Below are 20244 nucleotides of genomic sequence, written 5' to 3' on the forward strand. Positions count from 1 at the left end.
GAATCACCCTTCGCCCGACCCGAGCAGTGCCCTTGCACACGACTGCGGGCCGGCAGGCCGATGCCTGCCGGCCCGCGGCCGCGAGGATCAGGCGTGTTCGGGTGCCATCCCACCGTCGGACCGCGCTGCCGCGTCCACGACATGCTCGCCCCGCATATGGACGTGGACTCCTCGCCGTGGGGACGGCTCCCCGACTGACAGCCCGTCGGCGCTGCTCGCGTGAACGCGGCGGTCAGCTCGGCGCGCCGCGGCCGCGGGCTGCCACGCCGAAGGCGAGCGCGCCCGTCAGCAGGGCGCCGGTGAGTGCGACGACGGCCCACTGTCCGAGGGAGTCGACCTGGTGGCCGAATCCGAGCAACTGCCAGATGCCGTCCCGCAACCCCAGCGATACCGGTAGCGCCGACGCGCCCGCGGTGGTCGCGATCCGGGCGGCGCGTCGGATCCGCGACGCGGGCGGGGGCGCGGCGAACCACAGGACGCTGTTGCAGATCACCGCGAAGGCGAAGGTGCCGCCCGCGAAGACGGCGGCCTCCACGGCGAAGAGCAGTGCCCCGGGCCGGCCCTCGCCGGACGCCGGTCCGTGGCCACGAGCAGGCCGGCGGCGAGGGCGGCCGCCGCGGCGAGCCCGGTGAAACGGCGGCGGACGACCGCGCCGTCCGCAGCTTCGCCGCCAGGCAACGCCGCTACGGCGGCTGAGACGGCCCCGCTCACCCGTCAGGGGCGGCTTTGTGGCCTCATTATCGAATTACCGTTAACGGTAAGACCTCAATGAGGCTTGCGGGGTGGGAAATCGGGCTTTTCGGGTGTTCCGGGACCTCGGAGCGGGGTGCAACATAATTCCCGCTATGTTGCATGTTTCGTAACCGGCGTGCGGCGAGAGTGGGGCGCGTTACGCATTTCTGTGAGCGTCAACGTGAGCGGCGGCGCGCACGAGCCGTCGGAGCGGGCGCCCGGAGAAATTCCTCGAAGAAGTCCGCGCGGAGGTGTCGGGTCGGGGCGGTGCCGTTCGTGGCAGAGGTGAGGCCGCCCACCGGGGGCGGCGCCGAGGCACGGGAAACGCCACCATGAAGCTGACGACCATGACCCAGGTCTCCCTCGACGGAGTGATGCAGGGCAACGGCGCCGCGACGGACGACCGCAGGAACGGGTTCGAACGCGGCGGATGGGCCCGCGGCAAGGGCGAAGACGACACCCGGGAGTACATCGCGCGGACCTACCGGCGCGCCGAGGCGTTCCTGTTCGGCCGCCGCACCTACGAGCTGTTCGCCGGCTCGTGGGGGTCCGTCGGCTCGATGCGCGCCCACCCCATCGGCGTCGCCCTGAACACCGCCCCCAAGTACGTCGCCTCCACCACGCTCACCGCCCCGCGCTGGGACGACACGACCGTGCTCCGCGGCGACCTCGCCGACGCCGTCCGCAAGCTGAAGGCCGAGCCCGGCGGCGAACTGCAGGTCCACGGCAGCGGCGCCCTGGTCCGCTGGCTCCTGGCGAACCACCTGGTCGACGAGATGACCCTCGTCGTCGTCCCGGTGATCGTCGGCCAGGGCGCCAGACTGTTCCCCGAGACCGGCCCCGACCTCGCGTTCGGCCTCGTCGAGTCGCGCGTCGACACCAACGGCGTGACGATCCAGGTGTTCCGGCCTGCCGGGCCGCCGCGGTACACCGCCGCCTGACGCCCCCGCCACCACGACCACCCGACCGCCGACCAGACACCCCAGGAGATGATCCCCGTGCAGTACCTGGTTTCCGTGATCGACGACAAGGCCAACCCCGGCAGCACCGACCAGCGGTCCGCGATCAGCGCGTTCAACGAACGCCTGATCGCCGAGGGCTACTGGGTGTTCGCGGGCGGACTCGCCGACACCGACACCGCCACCGTCGTCGACAACCGCGGCGAGCAGCCGGTGTTCAGCGACGGGCCGTTCGTCGAGTCCAAGGAGTACCTCGCCGGCGTCTGGGTCTGGGAGGCCCCCGACCTGGACGTGGCGCTGGGGCTCGCCGCCGAGGCGTCCAAGGTGTGCGACCGCAAGATCGAGGTCCGGCCGTTCCAGTGAACGACGTCCACGAGGCGGTCACCCGCGCCCACCGTGAGGAGTGGGCGCGGGTGGTCGCCGCGCTGAACCGGCGCTTCGGCGACCTCGACATCGCCGAGGAGGCCGCCGCCGAGGCGTTCGCGACCGCCGTCGAACGCTGGCCCGCCGACGGCGTGCCCCCCAACCCCGGCGGCTGGCTGACCACCACCGCGCACCGCAAGGCCATCGACCGCATCCGGCGCGAGAACAAGCGCCGCGACAAGCACAAGGAGGCCCGGATGGCGTACGACGACGACCCGCCCGAGCCCCCCGAGCCGACCGGCGCGATCGACGACGACCGGCTCCGGCTGGTCTTCACGTGCTGCCACCCCGCGCTCGCGACGCAGACCCGCGTCGCGCTGACGCTGCGCATGGTCGGCGGCCTGACCGTGCCCGAGATCGCCCGCGCCTTCCTCGTCCAGGAGACCGCCCTGGAGCGGCGGATCACCCGCGCGAAGGCCAAGATCAAGGCGGCCCGCATCCCGTACCGGGTGCCGTCGGCCGAGGACCTCCCGGCCCGGGTCACCGGCGTACTCGCCGTGCTGTACCTGGTGTTCAACGAGGGCTACCTCGCGACCGGCCCCGGCACCGACCCGGTGCGCCGCGACCTGACCGCCGAGGCGATCCGGCTCACCCGCCTGGTCCGCGCCCTCCTGCCCGACGACGGCGAAGTGGCCGGGCTGCTCGCGCTGATGCTCCTCACCGAGGCCCGCCGCACCGCCAGGGTCTCGGCCGGCGGCGAACTCGTCCCCCTGGGCGAACAGGACCGCGGGGCCTGGGACACGCCGCTGATCGCCGAAGGCCACCGGCTCGTCCGCGAACGCCTCGCCGCTGCCGCCGCCGGGACCGCCCCCGGCCGCTATCAGATCCTCGCCGCGATCAACGCCGTGCACACGTCCGCCCGCGACGTCCGCGACACCGACTGGTCGCAGATCCTCGCCCTCTACGACCGGCTCGTCCGCCTCGACCCCTCACCGGTCGTCGCCCTCAACCGGGCCGTCGCCGTCGCCGAACTCGACGGCCCCCAGGTCGCGTTGGCGGCCGTCGACCGCCTCGGGGACGCGCTGGCCGGCTACCACGCCTACCACGCGACCCGCGCCGACCTCCTGCGCCGCCTCGGCCGCAGCGAACAGGCGCGCGCCGCCTACGACAAGGCCGTCGGCCTGGCGGGCAACACCGCCGAAACCGCCTACCTGACCCGCCGCCGCGACCAACTCCGGTAGCCCCCAACGGACTTGACCGACACCCCAGGGATACCGCCCGGACCGGCCGCGGCCTCCGGAACCCACCCGGAGCCGCCGGGCACCTCAACCGAGCCGCCGGCGCCGGAGGGTGCTTCGCAGCCGGCTCTTTCCTCTATATATAGGCGCCGATTCGCACGCTCCCGCCGCATCCCCCGTACGGAGCAACCTCCCCGGTCACATCCGCGCCCCGGCATCCGTCTCATCAGGAAGGCATCCCGCCCCGCCCGCGGCACCACCGCGCGGCGCAGCGCAGACCGGAGTACGCGATGAGACTGACGATCCTGGCGGCCACCGGCGGCGTCGGCCGCCACGTCCTCGCCCAGGCGCTCGACGCCGGGCACACCGTCACCGCCGTGGTGCGCGACCCGTCCGCCGTCACGGACACCCGGGCCGCCACGGTCGCCGCCGACCTGGCGACGGTCCGACCCGCGGCCCTGGCCGGCGCCTTCGACGGAGCCGACGCCGTCCTGTCCGCGCTCGGCGCCCGCGGCGCCGACGACGCCCGGGCCGACGTCGTCCGCAACGGCACCCGCGCCGCCGTCGCGGCGATGCGGCAGGCCGGTGTCCGGCGGCTGGTCGCGGTCAGCGCGTCCCCGGTCGGGACGGTCGCCTCCCCGCAGCGCCCCAGCCCGCCCTCGCGCGACGCGGGCGACGGTTTCCTCGCGGGACGCGTCGGCTATCCGGTGCTCAAGGCGGTCATGCGCGACCGCTACGCCGACCTCGCGCGCATGGAGGACGAACTGCGCATGAGCGGCCTGGACTGGACCGCGCTGCGCGTCGTCCGCATGACCGACGCCCCGCTCACCGGCCGCTACCGCACCGAGGTCGGACGCAACGTCACCCGCGGCGGCGCGATCGGCCGCGCCGACGTGGCGCACTGCATGCTCGCCGTCCTCGAAGGGCCGGACATCTTCGCCGCCACCCTCGGCCTCGCCCGCTGACGCGCGGATATCCGCCCGGGCGCCGGACAGCCGCGGCGGAGCCGTCGACGGTGAAGCCGCCGGTCCTGTCTATGCTCGGGCCCATGGCACTGGAATGGGAACAAATCATCGTCGACTCCGCCGACCCCGTCGCTCTCGGGCGCTGGTGGGCCGAAGCTCTCGGCTGGGTGGTGGTCGACGAAACCGAGGAGATCGTCGAGATCCGGCCCGAGCCGGACCGGATGCCGGGGCTCCTCTTCGTGCCTGTCCCCGAGGGCAAGGCGTCGAAGAACCGGCTCCACCCCGACTTCCGCCCCGACGACCAGGAGGCCGAGGTCGCCCGGCTGCTCTCCCTCGGTGCCCGGCGCGCCGACACCGTGCAGGGCGAGCAGCACTGGGTGACCCTCCTCGACCCGGAGGGCAACGAGTTCTGTGTCCTGGGTGAGCGGAAGAGCTGAGCGACTCCCGAAGCTGCCGCCAAGCGACAGGCAGCGCTGGGCAGTCGGACCTGAGGCGCGGTTTGTCCGGTGAGTCGACGAACGCGTCATGAGCCCCGGACGGGTGTGCGAACAGGCTGAAGCGCTTGGGCTGATGGGCCGTGCCGATCATCTGTGCGGGGGCGCGATGTGCGGGCATGGGGCGGCGGCCGGCGGGGCCGGGGCGTCCTGGGGGTGCCGTAACGCCTCGGCCTGACCTCCGTTCGGGACTCCCGACCCGGGCTCCCCGACCGAGCGGCCGAGCGGCCGTTGCCCGTGCCCCGCTGCTACCGGCCGTCCTCCAGTCGCAGCGCGTCGAACGCGTGGTCGTCCCAGATGCGCAGCGACGCCTCGTCCGGGCGGGCCTCGGTGCGCGGCGGGGTGTCGAACACCTGGGCGGTTGCGGGGTCGAGGGTGGAGGCGGGGGTGAAGGCGGGCCAGCCGGGGTCGCCGTGTGTGGCGAAGGCCGTCCACGCGGCGCGCATCCCGGCGGAGACCTCCTCGGCGGCGGGGGAGGGGCCGTCGCCGATGAGGGCGGCGGTCAGGCCCGCGGCCAGGTTCCCGAACACCAGGGGCACGTCCAGGCCGTGGCAGGCGCCGAACACGCCTCCGCCGCCCGGGGCCGGCCAGGCGAGCTCGTACAGGTGGACGCGTCCGCCGGCCGCCGCGTGCGCGTAGGCGAGGCGCAGGCTGGGCATGCGGAACAGCCAGTCGGAGTGCACGCGTTCGTACAGCTCCTCCGGGCCCGCGTCGGGGAAGGCCGCGCGGTAGCGGAGAGGGCCGTCGGGACCGGGGGCCAGGGCGTGCAGGGCGGTCGCGGCGAGGTCGTCGGTGACGCCGCCGATCAGGCCGTCGAGCACGGTGAACAGCCGCTGCTCGTCGCGCGTGTGGCCGACGAGCAGCGGGACGCCGTGGGCGGCGCCCTGCGCGGCGGCGTGCCACGGGGTGGCGGGCAGGACGTCGCCGTCGACGACCGGCGCGAACACGACCGACCGGTACGCGGCCGGCCCCCACCGGCCCGCGCGGCCCGGGGCCGCGTCCATGACGGCGTCGCCGGCCAGGGCGAGCAGGTCCGGGTCGACGCCCGCCAGGCCGGCGGCGGTCGCGGGCAGCCCCAGCTCGCCGGCGACGGCGGCGGCGATGTCGGCGGCCAGGTCGGGGGTGAAGAACGCGCCCGGCACGCTCTGCGCGACCGCCCGGCGGAACAGGCCTGCCGCGGACGGCATCGCGAGCAGCGCCGCGACCGAGCCCGCCCCGGCCGACTGGCCGAACACCGTGACCTGGTCCGGGTCGCCGCCGAACGCGGCGATGTTCTCCCGTACCCACGCGAGCGCGGCGACCTGGTCGAGCAGGCCCCGGTTCGCGGGCGCGCCGTCGAGGAACGCGAAGCCCTCGACGCCCACGCGGTAGTTGAACGTCACCACGACCACGCCGCCGTCGTGGGCGAGGCGGGCGCCGTCGTACTCGGGCAGCCCGGACGCGCCGACGCAGTACGCGCCGCCGTGCACCCACACCATGACGGGCAGGCCGGCGCCCGGGTGGGGGGCGGGGGACCAGACGTTGAGGGTGAGCCAGCCCGCGCCGTCCGGGTCGGCGGCGCCGTGTTGCGCGAGCCGGTCCATCCCGAACGCGGCTGCCTGGGGCGGCGGCGGGCCGAATGCGAGGGCGGGGCGCACCCCGTCCCACGCCGCGGCGGGCTCGGGTGCGGCGAACCGCAGCGCGCCGACGGGGGGCGCGGCGAACGGGACACCGCGGAACACGGCCACGCCGTCGCGTGTGGCGCCGCGTACGACACCCGACCGGGTGCGGCACAGCGGTTCGCCGCCGGGACCTGAGGAGTCGGCGGCGGGCGGATCGGGGGCGGTGCTCGTCATCTCGGTTCGCCTCCCGGGCGTTTCGCCCGGCACGGGACGCGGGCGGCCACTCGCGATCCTCCCTCCGGGAGCGGGCGCGGCGCCAACCGTTTTGCCGACCGCGCCTCGGGGGCGCGCCGCAAGGCCTGCGCACGAGCCCTTTGCGGGAACACGCTTGTCGTGGTTGTCCGGCCGTACGGGCCTGGTCGTCGCGACGTGTCTGTCGAAGACCCCGTAGGAACGCCTCACGCGGGACGAGCTCCTGGCCGCGCTCACGGTCACGCTCGACCACGGCGCAGGTCCGGGGTCGTGGCTGCCCGCGGACGTCGCGCAGACGATCGTCGCGCGCGGCCGCGCCTGGCAGCCGCCGCTCGGTACGAACGTCCCACCGGTTCCCGCCGGCCCTCCCGCGCGCCCTGGCGCGACCGTCACGGCGGCGGCCGGTGCGGGCGGGGTGGTGCATTGCGGCGGCGACTCTCAGCGGGGCGCCGCACCAGGGGAACCTGCCGCCGATCCCGCCGCCGCCCGGGTCCGGGCTCGGAACGCCGCCCGTACCTTCGCCCGTGCCGGGGCCGCGGCAGGGGCGTCGCGCGGCGGTGGGGCGACCGGACAGCTCATGCCGCGGCACTTTCGCGTCGCCCGCGCGGTTGGCGAATCCCCGGCCGTCTTCGCCGGATGCGGCGGACCGGGTTGGCGGGCAGTGGCGCGGACGCGGGTTGCGGGTCGGCTCGTTCACGACACCCCTGGAGACGGCGGGGCCCGGCACGTGTGCGTCGTGCCGGGCCCCGGGGGTGGCGGGTCAGGGCGTGTAGGGCTCGACCAGGGATCCGGCGGTCAGGGTGACGGCCAACAGGTCGCTGGGTTCGTCGAGTTCGAAGCGGTGCCAGCGGCCGCGGGGGATGACGACGGCGGTGCCGGGCCGCATGACGGTCGTCTCGACGGGGCCGCCGGGCGCGGCGGGGCGCAGTTGGAGGCGGAGGCGCCCGGTGAGGCAGCAGACGGCTTCGTCGGCGTCGGGGTGGATCTCCCAGCGGTCGGCGTGTGCGTCCTCGTCGGTGGTGAGGCGGAACGCGGCGAGCTGCCAGGTGTCGACGTCCATGCGCATGCCGGTGTGGTCGGTGTGGATGGCGCCGTCGGCGTGGATGCGCAGGGCGGCGGTGAACAGGTCGACGGCCGGGGCGGGTTCGGGCGCGCGCGGGGTGAGGGGCGGGGTGGTCATGTGGGGGTTCCTTCCAGGCGGGGCTCGGTCGGCGCGGGGGCTGCGGCGGGGACGGGGACGGGGAGGGTGGTGCCGCGGCGGGGCAGCAGGGCGGCGGCGACTGCGGCGAGGGCGAACAGTCCGGCGGTGGCGGTGAGGGCGAGGGCGTAGCCGTCGTTGAGGGCGGCCGGGCCGGTGGCGGTTCCGGTGCGGTGGGCGGCGAGGGTGGCGAGGGCGGCGACGCCGACGCTGCCGCCGAGTTGGCGGGAGCTGTTGACGAGTCCGGCGGCCGTGCCGGCCTCGTGGCGGGCGATGCCGGTGGTCGCGGCGGCCGCGACCGGGGCGAGGACGAGGCCGGCGCCGACGCTGGTGAGCAGCGACGGTCCGAGGACGTCGGTGAGGAAGCCGCCGTCGGGGCTGATGCGTGCGAACCACGCCAGTCCGGCGGCGCCGAGCAGTCCGCCGGGGACGAGGGACGCGCGGGGGCCGCGTGCGGCGGTGATGCGGGTGGCGGCGAGGGTGCCGGCGACGAGCCCGGCGGAGAAGGGCAGGAACGCGGCGCCGGTCGCGGCGGCGCCCATGCCGAGGACCTGCTGCATGTAGAGGGAGACGAAGTAGAACGCGGCGAACTGGCCGGCGGCGGCGAGGAAGACGAGGGCGTTCGCGCCGGCGACCCAGCGGCTGCGCAGCAGACCGAGGCGCAGGAGTGGTGCGGGGGATCGGCTCTCGGTGACGAGGAACGCGGCGAGCAGGACCGCGGCTGTGGCGAGGGTTGCGCCGGTGGTGGGGGACGTCCAGCCGAGGGTGTCGGCGCGGACGATGCCGAGGACGAGCAGGCCGACGGCGGCGGTGGACAGGATCGCGCCGGGGATGTCGAGGCGTGCGCGGGCGGCCGGTTCGGTGGTGGGCGGCGCGGCGGGTGCCTGCCCTCGGGTGCGCGCTGCGGGGGCCTGTTCGGGTGCGCGGGGCGCGGGTGCGGGTGTGTGTGCCGGTGTGGCGGCGGCGAGGGTGAGTGCGGCGGCGACGATCGGCAGGTTGACGAGCATGACCCAGCGCCAGCCGGCGTATTGGGTGAGGAGTCCCCCGGCGAGGACGCCGAGGGAGCCGCCGGCGGCGTTGACGGCGGACCACACGCCGAGGGCGCGGACGCGGGCGGGGCCTTCGGTGAAGGTGGTGGTGAGCAGGGCGAGGGCGGCGGGTGCCGCGGCGGCGGCGCCGAGGCCTTGTCCGGCGCGGGCGGCGACGAGCTGGGCGGGGGTCTGGGCGAGGCCTCCGGCGAGGGAGCACAGGCCGAACAGGGTGAGGCCGGCGAGGAGGAGGCGGCGGGGTCCGTACAGGTCGCAGGCGCGTCCGCCGAGGAGGAGGAAGCCGCCGAAGGTGAGGACGTAGATGTGGACGACCCAGGACAGGTCGAGGGGTGCGAAGCCGAGGGCGGTGCGGATGTCGGGGAGGGCGACGTTGACGACGGCCATGTCCAGGGCGACGACGAACTGGGCGACGGAGGCGGTCGCGAGGACGGCGCGGGGCCGCCCCCGCATGTTTTTATACATGTAAGAAAACTAGCGGCGGGGCGGCGCGCTGTCGACCGGGAAACCGGTCCGCGCACCCCGCTGCGGAATGATGGGCCCATGCCGCACGCCTCCGCCCCGCAGCACGACGCCCCGCGCGACAGCCCCGACACGACTCCCGACGCCGCTGCCGGCACACCCCCTGCGAAGGCCCGGGGCAAGGCCGGAGAGAAGAGTCCGCGCTCAACCGCGCGCAAGGCCGTCGGCCGCCCGCCCCGCATCTCCCGCGACGACGTCGTCCGCGCGGCCCGGCGGATCGTGGACGACGCGGGCGTCGACGCGCTCACCATGCGCCGCCTCGCGACCGACCTGGGCACCACGCCCATGGCGCTGTACCACCACGTGCGCGACAAGGAGGAGTTGCTCGTCCTGCTCCTGGACGACTACGCCGCCGGCGCGCTGCGGCCGACCGGCCTGCCCGACGACCCGGTCGAGCGCGTTCTCGCCGCGGCCGCGGCCATCCACGACGCGCTCGCCGCCCGCCCCTGGATCGCGCAGGTCCTCACCGCCGACGACCTCATGGCGGCGTCCGCGCTCTGGTACGTCGAACAGGTCGTCGACGGGCTCACCGCCGCGGGCCTGTCCCCCGCGCAGGCCGTCCACGGCTACCGCGCGATCTGGTACTACACCGCGGGCGAGATCCTCGTCCGCGCCACCGCGGCCCGCCGCCGCGCCGCGGACGACCGCCCCACCTACCGCGAACACGTCTTCGCCGGCCTCGACCCGGCCGAACTCCCGCGCCTGTCCGGCGTCGCCGCCGACTGGGCGGAGCTCACCGCGCAGGACACCTACCGCGACGGACTGCGCGCACTCGTCACGGGACTCGTCGCGGGCCGGTGACGGCCGGGGTCCGGCGGGACGGCGGGACGGCGGCGGCGCAGCCGCGGTCGGGCGGCGGCCGCCGACAGGTCGACGTCAGCAGGCGGACGTCAGCGGACGTCAGCGGACGTCAGTCCGCCGCCGGGTTGAGCACCTGGTACATCACGAAGTCCTGCCAGCGCCCGGCGATCCGGAGGTACTGCGGCGCCAGGCCGAAGCGCGTGAAGCCGTTGCGTTCCAGCACCCGCTGCGACCCGGCGTTGTGCGTCAGCGTCTCCGCCTGCACCCGGTGCAGCCGCAGGTCGTCGAACGCGACGCGCAGCGTCTCGCGGACCGCGGCGCTCGCGAGGCCGCGGCCGTTGGCGTGCTCGCTCACCCAGTAGCCCATGGCGCCGGACTGGAGCGCCCCGCGCACGATGCCGTTCAGCGTTATCCGGCCGACCATGTCCCCGGCCGCGTCCAGGATGACGCGGGCGTGCAGCCTGCCCGCGGCCTGGTCGTCCAGCGTGTCGCGGACGAGCGCGAGCTGCGCGTCGCGGGTGTAGTAGTCGTCGGTGCGCAGCGGGTCCCACGGCGCGAGGAACTCCCGGTTGCGGACGACCAGGTCGGTCAGCACCGGTACGTCGTCTATGGTCAGCGGGCGCGTCGCATGCACGCGCCGAGCATGCCACCGGGCCCGGCGCCCCGGCCCCGGGCGGGGCGCCGGGCGCCGTGTCAAGACCGCTTCGCGCGCTCCTTGTCCGGGCCCGCGGCCGCCTTGTCCGGCCCCGTGCCTGTCCCGGTGCCCGCCTCGGTGGCCGTGTCGGCGCCCGTCCCGCTGCCGGCCTTGGTGTCCGTCCCGGCCGTGGCGCAGGCTGCCGCCCGGTCGGCCTCCCGCGCCGCCGCGCTCGCCGCCCATTCCCGTCCGACGGCGCGCAGCAGTGCCGGGTAGACGCCGACGTAGCGGAACGGCTTGATGCCGAGCATGTACGCCTTGCCGAGGACGCCGTTGGGTTTGACGAGGACGGCCATCTGGCCGCGGTAGCCGCCGGGTTGCGTCGGGTCGGGGACCCAGCCAATGTGCATGATGCCGTGCACGGTGCGGTTGGCGAGCTCGGCGGCGTACTCGTCGTGGAGCTGGTAGACGGCGCGCATGGGCACGGACTCGGGGTCGGGGCCGCGGGGCGCGTCGCGCAGGTCGTCGGGGAGCCGGTCGCGGAGTGTGGGGACGCGGGTGCCGAGGCCGGCGTCGGGCTTGTCCCAGCCGAGCAGTGCGCCGAGCTTCCAGCGGATCGCGAACAGTGCGCGGTAGACGGGGGAGCCGATGCTGGTCTTGTCGTTCTGGCCTTCCGCGAACTGGCGGACGAGGTAGGCCAGGTCGTCGGGGCCGCCGGGGGTGGGCAGGGCCCACACGTCCTCGAGCTGGAAGTCTCCGGCGATCTCGTGGATGCGCCAGGGGCGGTCGGTGTGGGCGGTCCTGGGGAGTCGCATGCCGAGCTCCTGTCCGTGCGGTGCGCACGATCTATACGATGCCGTATAACAACGCCGGACTCATTTATACGCCACCGTATACACGCGGGGCGGGAGGGGTGCCGCCATGGCCAACGCCCGTACGCCGCGCGGCGCCTGGATCGAGGAGGGGCTGCGCGCCCTGTCCGCCGGCGGGCCCGAGGCCGTCCGCGTCGAGACGCTCGCCCAGTCCCTCGGCGTCACCAAGGGCGGCTTCTACGGCTACTTCCGCAACCGCGACGCGCTCCTGGAGGAACTCCTCGACACGTGGGAGCGCGCCGTCACCCAGGACGTCATCGACCGCGTCGAGGCCGCCGGCGGCGACGCCCGCGAGAAGCTCGGGCTGCTGTTCGCCATCGCCGGCTCCACCGCCGACGAACCGCTGACCAACACCACCGCCGAACTCGCCGTCCGCGACTGGGCGCGCCGCGACCCCGCCGTCGCCGAACGGCTCCGCCGCGTCGACAACCGGCGCATGGAGTACATGCGGGTCCTCTTCGGGGCGCTGTGCCCCGACGACGAGGACGAGGTCGAGGCGCGCTGCCTGATCGCGTTCTCGCTGCGTATCGGCGTCCACTTCATCGCCGCCGACCACGGGCCGCACAGCCGCTCCGACGTCATCGGGCTGATCCGCAAGCGGCTGCTGGCCTGACCGGACGTTCGCGTACGCGGGCGCAAACCGTTGGCGGAGGCCGCCCGAGGCGTGTCAGCATCCCGGCATGCGCCTGACCGCCGACGGTGTCACTCCCGTGGAGCGTCTGGTCCTCGTCAACCGGCTGACGGACGACGAGGGATACACCCTGGCCCTCGCCGAGCCGCTCTTCCTCGCGCCCGGCGACCGGGTCCTCGTGGAGCACGACGCGGTGACCGTCACCCGCGCCGGGGGCGCCGTGTTCTCGCCGGCCGCCTCGGCGGAGTGGCGCTGCCTCGGCCGCGGACGGGTGAGGGACTAGCGGCCGACGGCAACCCGGGCCGGTGCGGTGCGCCGGGCCCGTGCGCCTAGCGGGCCGCCCTCGCCTCGGCCCCGAGTTCCGCGAGCCGGTTGAGCACCGGCAGTGCGCCCGCGAGCGCGGTGCGCTGCTCCGGGGTGAGCCGGTCGATGAGCGGCCGCAGGTGGCGGGCGCGGTCGGCGTGCCGGTCCTCGCCGATGCGGCGGCCGGCCGGGGTGATGTGGACGAGCACGGCGCGCCGGTCGGCCGGGTCGGGGCGGCGTTCGACGAGGCCGTCGCGTTCGAGCCGGGTGACGAGCTGGGTGATGCCGGGCTGGCTGACCTGCTCCGTCCTGGCGAGTTCCGTCAGCCGCATGGGGGCGGTGCGGGTGGCGAGGGTGTCGAGCACGGACAGCGTGGTGAACGACAGGCGTTCGAGCACCGGCAGGCGGATGTAGAAGCGGTTGAAGTTCTCGACGGCCGTGGCGAGGGCTTCCACGTCGAGTACGTCCAGCGCGTCGGGCGCGTCGGGGCGCGGGCCCGCGGGGGTGTGGTCGGGGTCCGCGGAACGGGCGGCGTGGGCGGTGTGGTCCAAGGGGGGCGTCCCGGGCGTCGTCGAAGTCGCCGGGGCCGCCCGGCGCGTGCGGTGCAGTGGTTGCTGCGGCGCGCGCGTGGGGGCGGTCGGCGGCGCGGGCGACGGGCTGAGGGTTGTCGTCCGCGGCGTAATCGTATCGCGCGTTTATATAAGTTCCTTATGATGTTGTGTGCCGGCGCGCCGTCGACCTTCCGCGCCGGCGGCCCCGCCACGCCCGCAGAAAGGGACCTCCCGTGACCGTCCGCATCGGCATCAACGGCTTCGGCCGGATCGGCCGCACCGTCTTCCGCGCCGCCGCCGCGCGCGGCGCCGAACTCGCCGGCGAGCTCGAGATCGTCGCCGTCAACGACCTCGGCGACGTGCCCACGATGGCGCACCTGCTCGCCTACGACTCCGTCAACGGCCGCCTCGCCGACCCCGTCGTCGCCGAGCCCGGCGCCATCCGCGTCGGCGACCGCAGCCTGGCCGTCCTCGCCGAACGCGACCCCGCGCAACTCCCGTGGGGCGACCTGGGCGTCGACGTCGTCCTCGAGTCCACCGGCGTGTTCACCCGCGGCGAGCAGGCCCGCGCCCACGTCGCCGCCGGCGCGCGCAAGGTGATCATCGGCGCGCCCGCCACCGGCGAGGACGCCACCCTCGTCCTCGGCGTCAACGACCACACCTACGACCCCGACCGGCACACCGTCGTCTCCAACGGCTCCTGCACCACCAACTGCCTCGCCGTGCTCGCCAAGGTGCTGCACGACGCCGTCGGCATCGAGTCCGGCCTGATGACCACCGTCCACGCCTACACCCAGGACCAGAACCTCCACGACGCCCCGCACGGCGACCTGCGCCGCGCCCGCGCCGCCGGCCTCAACATCGTGCCGACCTCCAGCGGCGCCGCCCGCGCCATCGGCCGCGTCCTGCCCGAACTCGACGGCCGTCTCGACGCGTTCGCGCTCCGCGTGCCGGTCGCCACCGGCTCCGTCACCGACCTCACCGTCACCACCACGCGGCCCACCACCGTCGAGGAGGTCCGCGAGGCGTACGCGAAGGCCGCCGCGGGACCGTACAAGGGCCTGCTCTCCTACACCGAGGCCCCGATCGTCAGCACCGACATCGTCGGCGACCCCGCCTCGTGCGTCTTCGACGCCGAACTCACCCGCATCACCGGCCCCCAGCTCAAGGTCGTCGGCTGGTACGACAACGAGTGGGGCTACTCCAACCGGCTCCTCGACCTCGCCCTGATGATGGGACGCGCCGGCTAGCCGGCGCACAGGCCCGGCACCCGCCGGGCGGCGATGCCGGACCCGCCGCACCGACCGTCCCGCGGCCCCGCACCCGGACACCCCGTCCCGGGAGCGGGGCCGCGCGCGTTCCGTGAGATCGTGCCCACCAGGGCAACCCCGCCGCCCACCCGAGCTGTTCAGCCGGTGACAGACACCGCAGACCCAGGGGGCGCCGTCCATGGCCGCACACGACCCGCCGGGATTCCAGGAGTACATCGCCGCGCGCCGCGACCACCTCGTGCGCATCGGCGTCCTGCTCACCGGAGACCGGCACCACGCGGAGGACCTCGTCCAGGCCGCGCTCGTGCGCGTGTGGCCCAAGTGGACGCGGGTGAGCCGCGGCGACAACGTCGACGCGTACGTGCGCCGCGTGCTCACCAGCACGTTCCTCAACTGGCGGCGCCGCCTGTGGCACCGCGAGCACCCCACGGACCTCGGCGCGGACGCGGGGCTGCTCGCCCGCCCCGCCGCCGGCGACCCGTTCGCCGCCGTCGACACCTCCGACGTCCTCATCGCGGCGTTACGCGGCCTGCCGCCCCGGCAGCGGGCCGTGGTCGTCCTGCGCTTCTACGCCGACCTGAGCGAAGCCGACTGCGCGGACGCCCTCGGCTGCGGCGTCGGGACGATCAAGAGCCAGACCCACAAGGCACTCAAGACCCTGCGCGCACTGCCCGCCCTGCGGGACGCGGCCACTTCGCACGGAAGGGTGGAGGCATGACCGCACGACACGAACACGACGACCCGCCCGCACGGGACACCGCACCGGGCGCCGACACGGACACGACACCCGTCGACACCGAACTGCTGAGCGCCGGACTCCGCGCCGGAGTCGCCCACGTCACCGCCGCGCCCGACCTGTACGCGCGGGTCGCCGAGGGCGCCCGCGCCCGCCGCCGGCGCCTCCGCACGGGAACGGCCATGGCCGTCGCCGCCGCGTGCGCCATCGCCGTGGCCGGCGTCGCGGACCCGCTCGGCTGGCGCGCCGACACCCCCGCGCGAACCGTCGCCGCGGACCCCGTCGGCACGCAGGGCCCGCTGCCGGCCACCGCGCCCATGTCGGCCCCGCGCGGAACGGCCGTGACGGAGTGCCCCGTCGGGCACCCGCAGCCCGCGAGCCCGGGCGTCACCGACGGCCCGATGCTGCCCCCGCACCCCGGGACCGTGCTGCTGTGCGTGTACAACGCGACGCACGACCCGTCCCAGAACCCCGTCAACCCCACGATCACCGGCACCGTCTACACCGGCGCCGACGCCGACCGCATCGCCGCCAACATCAACGCCGTCCCGACCACGGCCTACACACCGACGGGGGGCCGGTGCTCCATGCTGGCGCCGAGGCCGGTGCTGTTCTTCCGCAACGCCGCCGGGAACGAGGCGGTCGCCGTGCTGGACGGCGACTGCTACAACATGTTCACCGACGGGCGCGTCCAGGCCCAGCTGCCCCAGGGACAGCACGGGATCGGCCCCTGGCTGCCGAGCTGACCGCGCCCCCCGTCCGACGTGCACGAGCCCGCGCCGACCGGGGAAGCTGTGCAACGTGAACACCACGACGCAGGACGACCCACCGGACCACCCGGGCGGAACCCCCGCCCCGGCACCTGACGAGCCGGCACCCGGCCGCACGGCGAGCGGCGACCCGGCACCCGGCGACACAGCGGGTGGCGACACAGCGGGCACGGGCCCAGGTGGCCGTGCCGCCCCCGTCGCCGCGCCCTCCGCCGATCCCCCCGCCGGCTACCGCCGTTCCGCCGGCTCGCCGCGCGGCGAGGCCCGGCGGCGCGAACTCCTCGAGCTCGTCACCGCCGACCTGGCCGCGCACGGCATGGTCGACTTCTCGCTGCGCCGCGCCGCACGGGCCGCCGGGACCACCCACAAGGTGCTGCTGTACCACTTCGCGAGCGCGGACGACCTCCTGCGGCAGGCAGTCGTCCGACTGCGCGAGCGACGCATCGACGAGAGCATGTCCGCGGCGGGCGTCCCCCGCCCGGACGTCCCCGCCCCCGAGGGTGCTCCGACCGCGGGATCCGCGCCCCTGGAGGGGACGTTGTCGGACCGGGTCCGGGCGATGTGGCCCGTCGTCGTGGCCGAACAGGCGAGGGTGCTCGACCAGGCGATCGGCCTGGCGATGTACGACCCGGCCCGCCACGGCGAGTTGGCCTCCGGCGCGACCCACCAGTATTTGCCTGCCCTCATCGGCCTGTGCCCGCCCCAGTGGACGGACCGCCGCAAGCACGAGGTCGCCCACCTGATCCTGGGCGCGCTGCGCGGCTTCCTGATCGACGCCCGCACCCGCAACGCCCTCGACGGCGCCGCCGCCGGTCTGGAAGCCCTGGCCCGCGCCCTCGATCGCGAGGAGGCCGCGGGGGAGTAGGGCCACCTGCCGGGAGTTCGAGGGTGGCGCACGCCGGGCTGTGCCGGGTGCGTGGACGGCTCGTGTCGGGGTCCCCACCCGGGCATGCCCGAAGGCCATCCCTGGGCGGGGCGCCGGCGCGGATGAGCATGCCGAACCGGCAGGACTGAGTACCCGAACGCGTGTGTCGGCTACGTCGCCGCCCGCACGATGGCGGCATGGAGAAGCAGAACTGGCGTTCGCGGCACTCGCCGCCGTCCGTGGACGGCGCACGAGAGTATGACGGCCGGCCCGGGGGCTCGCAGCCCCCGGTACCGGAACGCCCCGCGGAACAGACCGCATGGGTGGCGGGCGCCCTGCCACCCGGACATCCCCCTCCCGGCCCGTGGTGGCCACAGGCAGGAGAACGGCAAGGTGTGCCGCTGTGGCAGCCGGCACCGGACTCGGGTCGCCCGCGCTGGGGGCGGGTCGTCGGAGCCGTCGCCGGGGGACTCTTCCTCGCGCTGTGCGCGGGCATGCTGGTTGCGGGCTACCTCGCGTTCCGCGGCCGAGACCCGGCCGGTGTCGAGCGCGAGACCCGGCACGACGTCGCCGTCGTGCTGGCCGCGCTCGGGCCGGACGCCGCCGCCGGCCCGGCCGTGACCACGACGTGGGACGCGTGTTCGAACGAACTGGCCCCGATCCAGCATGAGTTCAAGTACAGCTACGCGGTCCGCGTGATCACCTCCGACCCGGACGCCACACTGGAGAAAGTCCTGGCGTACTGGCGGAAGAAGGGCCGCACGGTATGGGGCCGCCCCGGCGTCTGGTCCGTCGGCGCCATGGGGGACAGGGGAGGGTCCATGACCGTCTCGTACGTCGACAACGTCCTTCGGCTGGAGTCCACGTCGGAGTGCGTGCAGACCTCGTCCGACCCCGGATAGACCCGGCGACGGGGAGGGCGGGACTTCCGGGCGCGGGCGACCGGCGAGGCGGCGGTGGGCCGGCTGCCGGAGCTGCGGGGTGTTCAGGGGTCTCCGAGAATGGAGGCGAGGGCGGCAGGGCCCTGCGGCCGACGCGAGCGAGGGCGGGTCTCCATGCCAGGTTCCGCCCGTCGGCGTCGTTCGGTGCCGCCGGGATCGACGGACAGGGTGGCCGAGCGCGGGACGCCTCCGGCGACCGGGCCCGCCCTGGACCGTCGGGCGGTCGTGCGGCGGGCGCTGCGCATCACGCTCGCGGCCTCGTTCGGGTTCTACCTGTGCCGGTACGCACTGGACCAGCCCGTGATGGCGGTCTACGCGTTGTTCGGCGCCGTCGCGTTGGGCGCGCTGTCGCAGATCCCGGGCTCGGGAATCCAACGTGCGGCGGCCATCGCGGTCGCGCTGCCGATCGGTCTGGGGCTGGTCGCTGTAGGCACCGCGTTCGCGGTGGCCACCGCCACGGCGGTGGCCGGCATGGCCGTCGTGGGCTTCTGCCTGGCGTTCGCCGCCGTCGCCGGCCCGCGGCCGGCCGGCGCGGCGCAGGGACTGCAACTGCTCTACATCCTCCCGTCGTTCCCGCCGTACGCGCCTGGCGAGCTGGTGCCGCGCCTGATCGGGGCGGGGCTGGGGATGGGCGCGCTTGCGGCGGCCGAGGCACTGGTGTGGCCGGAGCCGCGTGCGGCACCGTACCGCCGTGTGCTGGCCGACGCCGTCGACGCCGCGGGCCGGCTCGCCGCGCGCCTGGCAGAGGCGGCCCCCGGGGGCCCCGCGTACGCGGCCGTGGAGCCGAGCGCCTACGGGGAGCGGCTGCGCCCGTCGCGGCTGCCGCCCGCCGAGCGGCCGGCCGGTGCGGGCCGTACCGATCGCGCGCTCAACCAGGCGGGGAGCGCGACGCGTCAACTTCTCGCGCAGCTGCAGGCGCTCAGCGGCCGGCCCGCGGTTGCCGCCGATCCGGCGTCGGCCGCGCTGCTCGGGCGCGTCGCCGACGCGTGCCGGGACAGCAGTCGAGCGTTGTCGGGCGGACCGGCGCCCCCGGCGACCCGCATGGACGAGGCGATCCGCGACTTCCAGGCCGTGCGCCTGGCGGAGGCGCGTGAGCGTCCCGAGTCGCTGCCTTCGCTCGCGACGCTGCGGCGGCAGTCCGAGGTGCTGGCCGCCTCGGTGCCCGCGCTGATCCTCAAGTCGGCCGTACGGGTGGGCATCGACGGCCGCACGGCGTCGCCGCTGCACCCGGAGTCGCTGTTCTGGTACGTCCGCCGCCCCACCGCGGCGCTGTACTGGCACCGTGTCAGCGGGCACCTGACACCGCGCTCCGTGCACTTCCAGAACGCCGTGCGGATCACGGTCGGGCTGAGCGTCGCCAGGCTCGCCGCCGACGTCCTGGACCTGGCGCACGGATTCTGGGTGCTGCTGGCGGTGCTGACGCTGACGCGCACGAACGTCATGGGCACGTGGCGCAGCGTGCGTTCGGCCCTGGTCGGGACGTTCGCGGGGGCGCTGGCGGCGGCCGGGCTGCTGTTCGGATTCGGTACGCAGACCGACGCCTATGCCGCGATGCTGGCTCCCGCGATGTTCGTCACCTTCAGCGTGGGCCCGATGCTCGGCATCGCCTGGGCGCAGGGGCTGTTCACCCTGATCGTGGCCTCGGCGTTCGCGCAGCTGGCGCCGTCCGACTGGCACTTGGCGCAGTCCCGGATGCTCGACGTGGCCGCGGGGTGTGTGATCGGGCTGGCGTGCGGGCTGCTCGCGTGGCCCCGCGGTGCGGGCTCGGAGGTGAGGCGGGCCATCGCGCACCTGATGCGTACGCTCGGTCCGACGATCGACGAGGCCACCGCGACCCTCGTGACGTCGGCCGGAGCCGGGAGCCCGGGCCGGGACGCCGTGCCGTCCCCCGTGCCGTCCCCCGCGCCGTCCCCCGCGCCGCCCCATGCGCCGTCGTCTGCGCCGTCGCCTGTTCCGGTGCCCGAGCCGCCGCCGGACCAGTGGGTCCCGCCGGCGGTCGCGGCGGCACGGCACGCCCTGTACTTGGCCGACTCCTCGTTCGCCCAGTACCAGAGCGAGCAGGGCGGTTCCCTGGCCGGCCGGGTCGACTGGCAGGCCGCGCTCATCGCGGCGCATCACGCGCTGCTGGGCGCGCAGGAGCTGGTCGTCGGCCACGACCGGCCGCCGTCGCCCCTCGACCCCGCGGCCGTCGCCCGGGCACGGTCCCTGGCGGCGGCGTTGGCCCGGACCTGCGGCCGACTCGCGGACGACATGGCCGCCGGGGACGTGCCGCCGGCCGCGGCGCCCGCCCCGGCGCGGCTGATGCCGGTGTCCGACGGCCGAGGGGCGGTGCGAGCCGACGGGCGGTCGCTGCCGTTGCTCGTCGACCTCGAAGCCTGGCTGGACTCGGTGGCCCGCGATCTCGGACATGTACGGCCGAAGGAGCAGCGTCGCTGACGCCGCCCAGGTGGCCTGACAGGCGTCCCCGCGCCGTGTGACGGGCGCGGGGTGCAGGGTGCG

General features: G+C 75.3%; 20 protein-coding genes and 1 pseudogene. 14 read left to right on the forward strand and 7 right to left on the reverse strand.

What is annotated here, in order from left to right; genetic code table 11:
* Nucleotides 1-232: 232 nt before the first annotated feature.
* Nucleotides 233-535, reverse strand: coding sequence for a hypothetical protein (locus QI554_RS16420; protein WP_281470710.1), 303 nt, complete (start codon nucleotides 533-535; stop codon nucleotides 233-235).
* A 529-nt stretch (nucleotides 536-1064) separates the two neighbouring features.
* Here QI554_RS16420 and QI554_RS16425 point away from each other — a divergent pair.
* The 5 genes from QI554_RS16425 (at nucleotide 1065) to QI554_RS16445 (ending at nucleotide 4694) form a co-directional block, all read left to right on the forward strand.
* Nucleotides 1065-1673: a dihydrofolate reductase family protein gene (locus tag QI554_RS16425; protein WP_281470711.1), complete on the forward strand. Its 609-nt coding sequence runs from the start codon at nucleotides 1065-1067 to the stop codon at nucleotides 1671-1673.
* A gap of 57 nt (nucleotides 1674-1730) precedes the next feature.
* Nucleotides 1731-2054: a YciI family protein gene (locus tag QI554_RS16430; protein WP_281470712.1), complete on the forward strand. Its 324-nt coding sequence runs from the start codon at nucleotides 1731-1733 to the stop codon at nucleotides 2052-2054.
* A complete protein-coding gene (locus tag QI554_RS16435) occupies nucleotides 2051-3295 on the forward strand; it encodes an RNA polymerase sigma factor (RefSeq protein WP_281470713.1) in 1245 nt (414 codons plus the stop codon). Before QI554_RS16430 ends, QI554_RS16435 begins: the two co-directional genes overlap by 4 nt.
* 287 nt (nucleotides 3296-3582) lie before the next feature.
* The gene (locus QI554_RS16440) at nucleotides 3583-4257 is read left to right on the forward strand and encodes an NAD(P)-dependent oxidoreductase (protein ID WP_281470714.1); all 675 of its coding nucleotides are present in this window, start codon (nucleotides 3583-3585) and stop codon (nucleotides 4255-4257) included.
* 83 nt (nucleotides 4258-4340) lie between these two features.
* A complete protein-coding gene (locus tag QI554_RS16445) occupies nucleotides 4341-4694 on the forward strand; it encodes a VOC family protein (protein ID WP_281470715.1) in 354 nt (117 codons plus the stop codon).
* Nucleotides 4695-4999: 305 nt separating this feature from the next.
* On the opposite strand, the gene QI554_RS16450 is transcribed toward QI554_RS16445, so the two are convergent.
* The 3 genes from QI554_RS16450 to QI554_RS16460 all read right to left on the reverse strand — a co-directional run bounded on the left by QI554_RS16450 (nucleotide 5000) and on the right by QI554_RS16460 (nucleotide 9313).
* On the reverse strand, nucleotides 5000-6586 hold the full coding sequence (locus QI554_RS16450) for a carboxylesterase/lipase family protein (RefSeq protein WP_281470716.1): 1587 nt from the start codon (nucleotides 6584-6586) through the stop codon (nucleotides 5000-5002).
* Nucleotides 6587-7364: 778 nt separating this feature from the next.
* Nucleotides 7365-7784 carry a cupin domain-containing protein gene (locus QI554_RS16455; RefSeq protein WP_281470717.1) on the reverse strand — a complete coding sequence of 140 codons (420 nt, stop codon included), beginning with the start codon at nucleotides 7782-7784 and terminating at the stop codon, nucleotides 7365-7367.
* Nucleotides 7781-9313, reverse strand: a complete 1533-nt coding sequence (locus QI554_RS16460; RefSeq protein WP_281470718.1) for an MFS transporter — start codon at nucleotides 9311-9313, stop codon at nucleotides 7781-7783. The genes QI554_RS16455 and QI554_RS16460 overlap by 4 nt, the downstream gene beginning before the upstream one ends.
* A 78-nt stretch (nucleotides 9314-9391) precedes the next feature.
* Between QI554_RS16460 and QI554_RS16465 the strand changes: the two genes are divergently transcribed.
* On the forward strand, nucleotides 9392-10171 hold the full coding sequence (locus QI554_RS16465) for a TetR/AcrR family transcriptional regulator (protein WP_425527986.1): 780 nt from the start codon (nucleotides 9392-9394) through the stop codon (nucleotides 10169-10171).
* 109 nt (nucleotides 10172-10280) lie between these two features.
* Here the strand turns inward: QI554_RS16465 and QI554_RS16470 are convergent, their stop codons facing one another.
* Together QI554_RS16470 and QI554_RS16475 are read right to left on the reverse strand one after the other, a co-directional pair.
* Entirely contained in the window at nucleotides 10281-10805 is a 525-nt protein-coding gene (locus tag QI554_RS16470) for a GNAT family N-acetyltransferase (RefSeq protein ID WP_281470719.1), read from the reverse strand.
* A gap of 218 nt (nucleotides 10806-11023) precedes the next feature.
* A pseudogene (locus tag QI554_RS16475) lies at nucleotides 11024-11620 on the reverse strand (DUF2867 domain-containing protein); the annotation flags it as partial.
* Nucleotides 11621-11726: 106 nt separating this feature from the next.
* Between QI554_RS16475 and QI554_RS16480 the strand changes: the two are divergent.
* Both QI554_RS16480 and QI554_RS16485 read left to right on the forward strand, forming a co-directional pair.
* Nucleotides 11727-12290 carry a TetR/AcrR family transcriptional regulator gene (locus QI554_RS16480; protein ID WP_281470720.1) on the forward strand — a complete coding sequence of 188 codons (564 nt, stop codon included), beginning with the start codon at nucleotides 11727-11729 and terminating at the stop codon, nucleotides 12288-12290.
* A 67-nt stretch (nucleotides 12291-12357) separates the two neighbouring features.
* Nucleotides 12358-12591, forward strand: coding sequence for a hypothetical protein (locus tag QI554_RS16485; RefSeq protein ID WP_281470721.1), 234 nt, complete (start codon nucleotides 12358-12360; stop codon nucleotides 12589-12591).
* Nucleotides 12592-12637: 46 nt separating this feature from the next.
* Here the strand turns inward: QI554_RS16485 and QI554_RS16490 are convergent, their stop codons facing one another.
* Nucleotides 12638-13162: a MarR family winged helix-turn-helix transcriptional regulator gene (locus QI554_RS16490; RefSeq protein WP_281470722.1), complete on the reverse strand. Its 525-nt coding sequence runs from the start codon at nucleotides 13160-13162 to the stop codon at nucleotides 12638-12640.
* Nucleotides 13163-13395: 233 nt separating this feature from the next.
* Here QI554_RS16490 and gap point away from each other — a divergent pair, with 233 nt between their 5' ends.
* From gap to QI554_RS16520, 6 genes are all read left to right on the forward strand, one after another.
* Complete coding sequence (gene gap, locus QI554_RS16495; protein WP_281470723.1) at nucleotides 13396-14412, forward strand: type I glyceraldehyde-3-phosphate dehydrogenase; 1017 nt, start codon at nucleotides 13396-13398, stop codon at nucleotides 14410-14412.
* A 199-nt stretch (nucleotides 14413-14611) separates the two neighbouring features.
* On the forward strand, nucleotides 14612-15151 hold the full coding sequence (locus QI554_RS16500; protein ID WP_281470724.1) for a SigE family RNA polymerase sigma factor: 540 nt from the start codon (nucleotides 14612-14614) through the stop codon (nucleotides 15149-15151).
* Nucleotides 15148-15915: a hypothetical protein gene (locus QI554_RS16505; RefSeq protein ID WP_281470725.1), complete on the forward strand. Its 768-nt coding sequence runs from the start codon at nucleotides 15148-15150 to the stop codon at nucleotides 15913-15915. The genes QI554_RS16500 and QI554_RS16505 overlap by 4 nt, the downstream gene beginning before the upstream one ends.
* Before the next feature lie 55 nt (nucleotides 15916-15970).
* Nucleotides 15971-16804, forward strand: coding sequence for a TetR/AcrR family transcriptional regulator (locus QI554_RS16510; RefSeq protein ID WP_281470726.1), 834 nt, complete (start codon nucleotides 15971-15973; stop codon nucleotides 16802-16804).
* Between the two features lie 395 nt (nucleotides 16805-17199).
* The gene (locus QI554_RS16515) at nucleotides 17200-17706 is read left to right on the forward strand and encodes a hypothetical protein (protein ID WP_281470727.1); all 507 of its coding nucleotides are present in this window, start codon (nucleotides 17200-17202) and stop codon (nucleotides 17704-17706) included.
* A 207-nt stretch (nucleotides 17707-17913) separates the two neighbouring features.
* Nucleotides 17914-20181, forward strand: coding sequence for an FUSC family protein (locus tag QI554_RS16520; RefSeq protein WP_281470728.1), 2268 nt, complete (start codon nucleotides 17914-17916; stop codon nucleotides 20179-20181).
* The last annotated feature ends 63 nt before the right edge of the window (nucleotides 20182-20244 follow it).

This window comes from Yinghuangia seranimata, assembly GCF_029953285.1.
GTDB lineage: Bacteria > Actinomycetota > Actinomycetes > Streptomycetales > Streptomycetaceae > Yinghuangia > Yinghuangia seranimata.

What these genes read in the sequence shown, in the direction of transcription:
- QI554_RS16480 (WP_281470720.1), top strand. Translation starts at nt 11,727, where the DNA reads ATGGCCAACGCCCGTACGCCGCGCGGCGCCTGGATCGAGGAGGGGCTG.
- QI554_RS16485 (WP_281470721.1), top strand. Translation starts at nt 12,358, where the DNA reads ATGCGCCTGACCGCCGACGGTGTCACTCCCGTGGAGCGTCTGGTCCTC.
- QI554_RS16460 (WP_281470718.1), bottom strand. Translation starts at nt 9,313, where the DNA reads ATGTATAAAAACATGCGGGGGCGGCCCCGCGCCGTCCTCGCGACCGCC.
- QI554_RS16450 (WP_281470716.1), bottom strand. Translation starts at nt 6,586, where the DNA reads ATGACGAGCACCGCCCCCGATCCGCCCGCCGCCGACTCCTCAGGTCCC.
- QI554_RS16425 (WP_281470711.1), top strand. Translation starts at nt 1,065, where the DNA reads ATGAAGCTGACGACCATGACCCAGGTCTCCCTCGACGGAGTGATGCAG.
- QI554_RS16440 (WP_281470714.1), top strand. Translation starts at nt 3,583, where the DNA reads ATGAGACTGACGATCCTGGCGGCCACCGGCGGCGTCGGCCGCCACGTC.
- QI554_RS16505 (WP_281470725.1), top strand. Translation starts at nt 15,148, where the DNA reads ATGACCGCACGACACGAACACGACGACCCGCCCGCACGGGACACCGCA.
- QI554_RS16500 (WP_281470724.1), top strand. Translation starts at nt 14,612, where the DNA reads ATGGCCGCACACGACCCGCCGGGATTCCAGGAGTACATCGCCGCGCGC.
- QI554_RS16445 (WP_281470715.1), top strand. Translation starts at nt 4,341, where the DNA reads ATGGCACTGGAATGGGAACAAATCATCGTCGACTCCGCCGACCCCGTC.
- QI554_RS16465 (WP_425527986.1), top strand. Translation starts at nt 9,392, where the DNA reads ATGCCGCACGCCTCCGCCCCGCAGCACGACGCCCCGCGCGACAGCCCC.
- QI554_RS16455 (WP_281470717.1), bottom strand. Translation starts at nt 7,784, where the DNA reads ATGACCACCCCGCCCCTCACCCCGCGCGCGCCCGAACCCGCCCCGGCC.